The sequence below is a fragment of the Arthrobacter sp. NQ7 genome (assembly GCF_029581595.2).
In the GTDB taxonomy this organism is placed as follows: Bacteria; Actinomycetota; Actinomycetes; order Actinomycetales; family Micrococcaceae; genus Arthrobacter; species Arthrobacter phenanthrenivorans_B.
In genome coordinates, this window is record NZ_JARFXU020000021.1 from 80,320 (window position 1) to 88,659 (window position 8,340).

The 8,340-nt window shown below is 69.9% G+C and carries 8 protein-coding genes; 3 read left to right on the top strand and 5 right to left on the bottom strand.

Annotation, left to right across the window (positions count from 1 at the left end; genetic code table 11):
- Nucleotides 1–35 precede the first annotated feature (35 nt).
- Together trmB and PUN71_RS18415 are read right to left on the bottom strand one after the other, a co-directional pair.
- Nucleotides 36–959, bottom strand: coding sequence for a tRNA (guanosine(46)-N7)-methyltransferase TrmB (gene trmB, locus PUN71_RS18410; protein WP_277799559.1), 924 nt, complete (start codon nucleotides 957–959; stop codon nucleotides 36–38).
- A 99-nt stretch (nucleotides 960–1,058) separates the two neighbouring features.
- Nucleotides 1,059–1,478 carry a hypothetical protein gene (locus PUN71_RS18415; RefSeq protein ID WP_277799560.1) on the bottom strand — a complete coding sequence of 140 codons (420 nt, stop codon included), beginning with the start codon at nucleotides 1,476–1,478 and terminating at the stop codon, nucleotides 1,059–1,061.
- 138 nt (nucleotides 1,479–1,616) lie between these two features.
- Between PUN71_RS18415 and PUN71_RS18420 the strand changes: the two genes are divergently transcribed.
- On the top strand, nucleotides 1,617–2,960 hold the full coding sequence (locus PUN71_RS18420) for an MFS transporter (RefSeq protein WP_043455783.1): 1,344 nt from the start codon (nucleotides 1,617–1,619) through the stop codon (nucleotides 2,958–2,960).
- Nucleotides 2,961–2,968: 8 nt separating this feature from the next.
- Nucleotides 2,969–4,369, top strand: coding sequence for an MFS transporter (locus tag PUN71_RS18425; protein ID WP_277799561.1), 1,401 nt, complete (start codon nucleotides 2,969–2,971; stop codon nucleotides 4,367–4,369).
- On the opposite strand, the gene PUN71_RS18430 is transcribed toward PUN71_RS18425, so the two are convergent.
- Nucleotides 4,366–5,139 (bottom strand): class I SAM-dependent methyltransferase, encoded by a 774-nt coding sequence (locus PUN71_RS18430; RefSeq protein ID WP_277799562.1) that lies wholly within the window; start codon nucleotides 5,137–5,139, stop codon nucleotides 4,366–4,368. The two genes, PUN71_RS18425 and PUN71_RS18430, sit on opposite strands and share 4 nt — an antisense overlap.
- A gap of 314 nt (nucleotides 5,140–5,453) precedes the next feature.
- On the opposite strand from PUN71_RS18430, the gene PUN71_RS18435 reads away from it, so the two are divergent.
- Nucleotides 5,454–7,358, top strand: a complete 1,905-nt coding sequence (locus tag PUN71_RS18435; RefSeq protein WP_277799563.1) for a DEAD/DEAH box helicase — start codon at nucleotides 5,454–5,456, stop codon at nucleotides 7,356–7,358.
- Between the two features lie 58 nt (nucleotides 7,359–7,416).
- Here the strand turns inward: PUN71_RS18435 and PUN71_RS18440 are convergent, their stop codons facing one another.
- Nucleotides 7,417–8,067, bottom strand: a complete 651-nt coding sequence (locus PUN71_RS18440; protein ID WP_277799564.1) for an MBL fold metallo-hydrolase — start codon at nucleotides 8,065–8,067, stop codon at nucleotides 7,417–7,419.
- Nucleotides 8,068–8,072: 5 nt separating this feature from the next.
- A partial coding sequence (locus PUN71_RS18445; protein ID WP_277799565.1) for a putative quinol monooxygenase occupies nucleotides 8,073–8,340 on the bottom strand: 268 nt, incomplete at its 5' end.

The window sequence follows — 8,340 nt, forward strand, 5'->3', positions numbered from 1 at the left end:
TTGACCAGGGCTTCAGCAGGGGCTGCAGCAGGGTTTTAGCGGCGCCGGTAGCAAAGATCGAAAATGAGCCGGCCGGCCTCGTGGGCCTTCGCTTCGAAGCTGGTCCGGATCCTGCCCTCGAAGCGGGGAGCCCAACCGCCGGTCTCGTCCACACCCTCATTAGGGCCGGTGTGTTCGGTGCTCACGGGAGCCCGGCCCTCACGGACCGGCGCGCCGCCAACCACCGTTTCGACGCCGGACTGCCATACCTGCGTCAGCGGGCTTTCGGGTCCGCTGCGCTCGCCGGTATGAAGGTTTTCGAAGTCGTCGGAGCCGGCCATGACGTCCCGGACATGCACGGCGTAGTTGGACCAGTCCGTGGCGATCCGGAAGAGTCCGCCCGGCTTCAGGGCGCGCGCCGCCAGCCGGCTGAACTCCGGCTGGATCAAGCGGCGCTTGTGGTGCCGCGACTTGTGCCACGGATCCGGAAAGAAGACCCACAGTTCGCTGACCGACCCTTCGGGCAGCATGGTGGCCAGTACTTCCGGGGCATTGGCCTCCACCACCCGCACGTTTTCGAGGCCGCGGCTGTTGATCTTGATGATGGTGTTGGCCAGCCCCGGCGTGTACACCTCCACGGCGAGGAAGTTCGTGTCCGGGTTTTGCTCCGCCGCGTGGCAGATGGCATCGCCCAGTCCCGACCCGATCTCGACGATGAGCGGAGCCTCCCGGCCAAACTCGGCGGCGGCATCAAAGGTGTAGTCGGGGTGGACCGAGGTGTTGGCCACGTGCCGCGGAACATCGATGGCCCACCGCTCTGCATGCTCGGCCCATGCTGCCTGCCGGCGGCCCTGGAGCCTGGTGCCGCGGCGCACGAAGCTCACCGGACGGCCGCCGTAGGTGCCAAAGGAGGCCTGGGTTCCGGGTGTGACAGGCCTGGGGACATGCGGCTGCTGGGGGTTTTCAGGGGATTCGCTCATCCCTTCCAGAATAGCGCCGCGGGGACGGCGGAAGACCGGGGCGCCCGGAATACGCCTGCGCCGTGGTGCTGCGGGTCTGCAACGCTGGCAGGCAGACGCTCAGAATACGCCGACGAGGTCGAGGGCCGGACCGAGTGCCAGGGCGAAGACCACGCCGCAGACGCACAGGGCAACTGCCGCCGCGGACCGGCTTCCAGAACCGCGGGGCAACTGTTTCAGCACGGGGAGTGCCAGCCGTAGCCCGAGCGAGGCGAAGAGGAGCGGCAGGCTGAAGAACACGAAGGGAGCCACCCATGGAGTGCGGGAGTAGCCGTTGTCCGAATACGTCAGGAGCATGGCCAGCCCGGCGAACGGCCCGGTCAGGAACATGCTGACCGGGGCAAGGATTGCCAGGACCAGGCTGTTCGTCCCTTTGTGGCCCAGGGCTCCCTGCGGCCGGCCGGGGCCGTTTTGGAAGGGAGGCGGCCCTGTCCCGTCCGGCGGTGCGGGGCGTGAATCCGGCTGCGGTGTAGTTTCCATGGTGCTCCCGTGGGTTGGTGCGGCCAGAGGCCAGGCCGCGACTGGCTCCAACGTACGAAGCCGCGGGGAGCGCCGGAAGGCCAAGCCGTCCGTATGTGGAAAACCCGCGCCCGATCGGACGCCTGCAAGAATGGGCGGATGACGGACGCAACGAATGCCGGCGCAAGGGAGCAGCGGCGAAGGGCAGCTTCCGGGGAAGCCGGGGAGGGGACCCGGACGGGCAGCAGCCGCGTGGACCTCAGCACCCTGGTGGACGCGGAGATCGATGAACTGCCGGCAGCGGAACCCACCCGCACGGGCAGCCGGCGCGCCCTGGCCTACCTGGGCGTCTGCCTGGTCCTGATTGGCCTGAACCTCCGCAGCGTCTTTTCCAGCCTCTCGGCGGTCCTTCCGGAGGTGACCAGCCAGGCTGGCCTGCCGGGCTGGTCCGTGGTGGTGCTGACCACCGTTCCCGTGACCTTGCTGGGTGTCTTCGCCCCGCTCGCCCCTGTCCTGGCCCGCCGCTTCGGCGCGGAACGGGTGCTGCTGGGCGCCATGGCACTGCTGACGGCCGGGCTCCTGCTGAGGCCAGTGGACGCGGGGCCGGCCACAGCCGCAGGCCACCTGCCCGCCCTCCTGCTGGGCACCGCGGCCTGCGGCGCCGCGATAGCACTCTGCAATGTGCTGCTCCCGGGCCTGGTCAAGCGCGATTTCCCGCACCGGCTGGGACTCATGGGCGGGCTCTACACCACGGCGATTTGCGCCTCTGCGGCCCTCGGCGCCGGCTTCACGTACCCCGTCTACACGGCGACGGGGGAGTGGACCAAGGCGCTGTGGGTCTGGGCGCTGCCTGCCGCCGTCGTGCTTCTGCTGTTCCTGCCCGTCGCCGTGCGGCAGGGGACGGTCCGGCACCAGGCGGTCCGGGACGGGGTGAATGTGTGGCGCTCGTCCGTTGCCTGGCAGGTGACCATCTTCATGGTGCTGCAGGCCATGATGTCCTTCAGCGGTTTCGCCTGGCTGGCGCCCATCCTCCGCGAGCGCGGCGTTGACGGGGCGACGGCCGGCCTGATCGTTGCCGTGTGCATCGTGCTGCAGATGCTGGGGTCCCTGTTCGCCCCGGCGCTCGCCGCACGGTTCCGGGACCAGCGCGCCATCAACACGGTGGTTGCGCTGATGACCGGCAGCGGTTTCGTGCTGAGCATCCTTGGCCCGCTGGACCTGGTCTGGGTGTGGGCCGGGCTGCTGGGCCTGGGGCAGGGAAGCCTCACCGCCTGTGCGCTGACCCTGATCATGCTCCGCACCCGCGACGGGCATACCGCCGCCCACCTGTCCGGCATGATGCAGGGTGTTGGCTATGGGGTGGGCTCCACCGGAACCCTCATGGTGGGGCAGCTGCACCAGGCCACCGGGTCCTTCGTTCCTGCGGGCATCCTGTTCACGGTGGTGGGGCTGCTCGCGGCCGTGTTCGGTTACCGGTCCGGCCGCAACCGGTACGTGGGGTAGGGGCTGCCATGCGGGACTCCACGCTGCCCACCGCCCATGCTGCCTCGGGGATCTTCCGGCCCCCGTACGTCTGGGTCACCACCGGCACCTGCGCGCTGGTGTTCCTGTCCGCGTTCGAATCCCTCGCCGTGACCACCATCATGCCCCTGGTCAGCCGCGAACTGAACGGCGGAAGCCTCTACGCCCTGGCCTTCGCCGGCCCGATGGCCACCGGCGTCATCGGCATGGTGGGGGCCGGCAACTGGTCAGACCGGCGCGGGCCTGCCATGCCGCTGTACGCCTCCGTGGCACTGTTCGTGGCCGGGCTGCTGATCGCGGGCACCTCGGCTTCCATGCCCATGCTCGTGGCCGGGCGCCTGATCCAGGGGCTGGGCGGCGGCGCGCTCACCGTGGCGCTCTACGTGCTGGTGGCCCGGTTCTTCCCCGGCACGCTGCACGCCAGGATCTTCGCCGCGTTCTCGGCCGCCTGGGTGATCCCGTCGCTGGTGGGCCCCTTCGCCGCCGGCGTCGTGGCCCAGGTCTTCAGCTGGCACTGGGTGTTCCTCGGCGTCGTGGGCCTGGTCCTCCCGGCCCTGGCGATGATCGTGCCCGTCCTGCGCGGGCTCAGCAGCGCCGAAGAGGTGCCCCGACCGGAACAAACCCCGTGGGACCTCGGCCGGCTGGGCTGGGCGGTGCTGGCCGCGCTCGCGGTGCTGGGGCTGAACCTCTCCGCCGACATCAGCATCCCCGCCTTCCCCCCGGCTACGGCACTTCTGGCGATCGCCGCCGTCGTCCTGGCGCTGGTGGCCGTCCGGCCGCTGGTCCCCGTGGGCACCCTGGCCGCCCACCGCGGACTGCCCAGCGTGATCCTGGTGCGGGGCTTTGCTGCGGCATCATTCTTTGGCGCGGAGGTCTACCTTCCGTACCTGCTGATCGACCGCTACGGATTCCCGCCCACCCTGGCGGGCCTGACCCTGACCGGCGGGGCGCTGGCATGGGCCGGCGCCGCGGCGGTGCAGGGCCGGCTTGGCTCCAGGCTGTCCCACCGGGTGGCGGTCCAGATGGGATCGCTCATGGTCCTGGCGGCGATCCTCCTGGCCCTGGCCACCACGGCGCTTCACTGGCCGGCCGCCGCCGCGATCGCCGGCTGGGTGGTGGCGGGCGGCGGCATGGGCCTGCTGTATCCACGCCTGAGCGTCATGACCCTGGCGCTGTCCACCAAAGAGAACGAGGGCTTCAACAGCTCAGCCATGTCCATTTCGGATTCCCTCGGCGGGGCGCTTTCGCTGGCGGCCACGGGAATTGTCTTCGCGGCCTTCACGACGCCGGTCCAGTCCTTCGCGGGCGTGTTCGCCTTCACCGCGGCCATCGGGGTGGCAGCGGCGGCGGTTGCGCCGCGGGTCAGTGGCAAGGAACGTCCGGGAACCTAGGGCAGGCGGGTGGCGCGGAGCACGACGTCGGCGATGGTCGCTTCCTGTCCTTCGGGTCCCGTCACCGGCCGCTCGCGGCTGGTCAGGACCTCAATCTGCCACTCCGGCCCGCCCAGGCCGAGTTCGCGGACCAGGTCGTCGGCCGTATAGAACATGTCCCGGTGGTTGTGGTGGTCTGCACCCCACGGCGGCAGCCGGTCAGGGTGGTGGCCCACCACCAGCAGGGTTCCGCCGGGCTTGACGGCCGAGGCAGCGGTCCGCAGCGGGATCCGCCAGTCGAGTTCCTGCGAATGCAGGAACTGAGCGGTCACAAAATCGTAGGCGTCGCCGGGCTGCCACTGCGTCAGGTCCGCTTGCTGCCAGGTGATCCGGCTGCGGATGTCCCCGTTGGAGGCGTTCACGCTTTCGCGTGCCAGCTCGGCCAGCTCGTGCGAGTGCGCCCGTTCCAGGGCCACGGCGGAAACGTCGACGGCGGTCACGGACCAGCCCTGCTGGGCAAGCCAGATGGCGTCCGCGCCTTCGCCGCAGCCCAGTTCCAGCGCCTTGCCCGGTCGGAGTCCGCCGGCTTCGCGGACCAGTTGCGGATTGGGTTTCCCGCTCCAGAGCCGTGTTTTGCTGCGGTACCGCTCGTCCCACACCGTTGCGGGACTGATGCCGCCGCCATCCGGCTCCGGGGCCCCGCCGCCGTCGTCCCCGTGGTGCTGGTGTGCCTGGTTCGGGTGCGCTTCGTTGTGCTGCGTCTCCTGGCCCTGCTCCGGGTGTTCGCTCATGCTCCAACACTGCCCCGCCGTGCCCCTGAAGGCAACGGCCGGACGGTGGCCGGGCGGCGGGATGCTAGACTGGTGGAACTTGATGTGCAGTGATGCCGCCTGCTCCGATCTGGAGAACCTTTCCAGGGAGTGGGCATTTTTCATGTGAGAGGCACATCCTGCGTCGATGAACGCGTTCCATTTGGTCCCGGCCGGCTGTCCTTTTTACAGCGCCCGGTTGATCACCTGACTTTTCTTCGGCGAAACCCCTGGTCCAACCGGCATCGGGGGCCGATATCCGCCCGGATACCGCCAGAAAGACCGTAAAAAACTACATGACTACTTTTGCTGCCCTCGGTACTCCCAAGGCCCTTGCAGACACCCTTTCAGCCCAGGGAATCGTTGAACCGTTCCCCATCCAGGTGAAGACCCTTCCGGACACGCTGTCCGGCCGTGACGTCCTGGGCCGTGGCCGGACCGGCTCCGGTAAAACCATCGCTTTCGCCATCCCGCTTGTAGCAAGACTCGCTGAGCGGGAAGCCAAGCACTTCCGCAAGCCCGGACGCCCCATGGGCTTGGTCCTGGCACCCACCCGTGAACTGGCAACCCAGATCAACGCCACCATCGAACCCCTGGCCAAGGCCGCCGGCCTGAACACCACCGTGATCTACGGCGGCATCTCCCAGGCACGCCAGGAGAAGGCGCTGCGGGCCGGCGTCGACATCGTCATCGCCTGCCCCGGCCGCCTGGAGGACCTGATCCGCCAGCGCATCCTCACCCTCGAAGCGGTGGAGATCACCGTCCTGGACGAGGCAGACCACATGGCCGACCTCGGCTTCCTGCCCGTGGTCAAGAAGCTCATGGACATGACCCCCAGCCAGGGACAGCGGCTGCTGTTCTCGGCGACCCTGGACAACGGCGTGGACAAGATCGTCCAGCGCTACCTGTCCAACCCGTTGACGCACTCCGTGGACGACCCGCAGGCAGCGGTGACCACCATGGAGCACCACGTCCTGGTGGTCAACGACCAGACCGTCAAGAAGCAGCTGATCGTGGAGCTCGCCTCCGGCGCCGGCCGCCGGGTCCTCTTCATGCGGACCAAGCACCACGCCCGCAAGCTGGCCAAGACCCTGACCGACGCCGGCATCCCCGCCGTTGACCTGCACGGCAACCTGTCGCAGAACGCCCGCGACCGGAACCTGGCCGAGTTCTCCAACGGTGACGTCCGCGTCCTGGTGGCCACCGACGTGGCCGCCCGCGGCGTGCACGTCGACGACGTCGAACTGGTCATCCACGTGGACCCGCCCACCGAACACAAGGCGTACCTGCACCGCTCCGGCCGCACCGCCCGTGCCGGTTCGGACGGCACGGTGGTCACCCTGACGCTGCCCGAGCAGCAGACCGACGTGAAGAAGCTCATGAAGGCCGCCGGCGTGGACGTCAGCTTCGAGCGGGTCACCGCCAGCTCACCGATCGTTGCCGAACTCGTGGGCGAGATCGCCGAGAAGGTGGACCCGCGCACCCGCGCCGCGCTGCTGGCCGCCAAGGCCCAGAAGCAGGGCGGGGGCACCTCCACGGGCGCCAACGCCGAACGCAAGCGTGCACGCCGCCAGGCTGCGCCGTCCGCCGGTGGCCGTGGCGGCCGCGGTGGCCGCGGCAAGGTCTCGGCCGAGCCGGTCCGCGCCGATGTTCCCCGTGCCGAGCGCCGGGCTGCTGCCTTCGAGGGCCGCACCGAAGCCCGCGCCGCCTTCGACCGGGTGGCTGAGCAGAACGAGGACCGCGCCGTGGCAGCAGCTGCCGCCCGCCGCAATGCCCGCGGCCGCGGAACCGCAGGCACCCACCGCAACGACGTTCCCGCAGCAGGTGGCCGCTCATCGGCCGGCCGCGGATCGGACGGACGTGCAGCAGAGGGCCGCGGCGATTCCCGGATCACCCGCAGCGCCGCTCCCCGCGGCGGCACCGGCCGTCCCGCAGCGGGCGGACGCCCGGCGTCCGGCGGCGGCCAGCGCAGCGGACGCCCCGCCACCGGCCAGCGCGCCGCGGCAGGAAACTCCGGCCAGCGCTCCGCAGGGGCTGCCGGCGGCAGCAAGGCCGTGTGGTCCTCCAACACCGGCGGAACGTCCGGTGGGTCCTATGGTTCGGGCAGCGGCTCTTCCGGCAACGGCGGCTCGGGCCGCCCGGCCCGCTCCGGCCCGCGCCGCGCATCAGCCCCGGCGTCCAACGAGCGCCGCGGCCGCTAGAACTACCTTTTGAGCGGGCCCGCCTTTGAGGTGGGCCCGCTCAGCCGTTTAAGGCGATTTACCAGCCGCGGGCGCGCCACTCTCCGAGGTGCGGCCGCTCCGCACCCAGGGTAGTGGGCTTGCCGTGGCCGGGATGGACGACGGCGGTGTCCGGGTAGGCGTCGAACAACCGCTCCGTGACATCGGACAGGAGCCGGGCGAACCGTTCCGGGTCCTGCTGGGTGTTGCCCACGCCGCCCGGGAAAAGCGAGTCGCCGGAGAAGATGTGCGCAGGCCCGTCCGGGTCCTGGTACACAAACGCGATCGAGCCCGGCGTATGGCCGCGCAGGTGCACCGCCGCCAGCTCAAACCCGTCCACGGCCACCTTGTCCCCGTGCCCAAGCCGCCGGTCCACCGCAACGGGCAGCGCATCGGCGTCGTCCGCCCCGGCGGCGGTGGGCGCCCTGGTTGCTTCCACCAGTTCCCCGAGCGCCCGCACGTGGTCCCAGTGCTGGTGGGTGGTGGCGATCAGGGCGAGGTGCGCCGGTGCGGCGCTGTCCCCGGCGCCATCGGCCAGCAGTTGCCGGATGGCGGGCAGGTCGTCCGCGACATCGATCAGCAGCTGCGCACCGCTCTCCTTGGCAGTCAGCAGATACACGTTGTTGTCCATCGTGCTGACGGAGATGCTGCGGATGGTCAGGGCCGGCAGGTCGTAAAGAAGCGAGTCCATGATCGTCAGCCCAGGGACGGCTGCAGGTCCAGCGGCAGGGAGCTGGAGTAGACCTGTTTGGTTGGCGGCCCGGCCAGGATCTCGTGGAGCGCGCTTTTGCCTTCCGGCGTTGCCCGCCAGGCGGCGTAGTCGTCATGGTCCTGGGTGGTGGCCCAGGTTTCCACCACCAGGATGTGGCAGGGGTCGGCGTCGTCAACCAGTGCCTCGATGCCTTGGTTGCCTGGCCAGGCACGGGTGGCGGCGAGGGTTTCGGACAGGTACTTGGCGGCATCG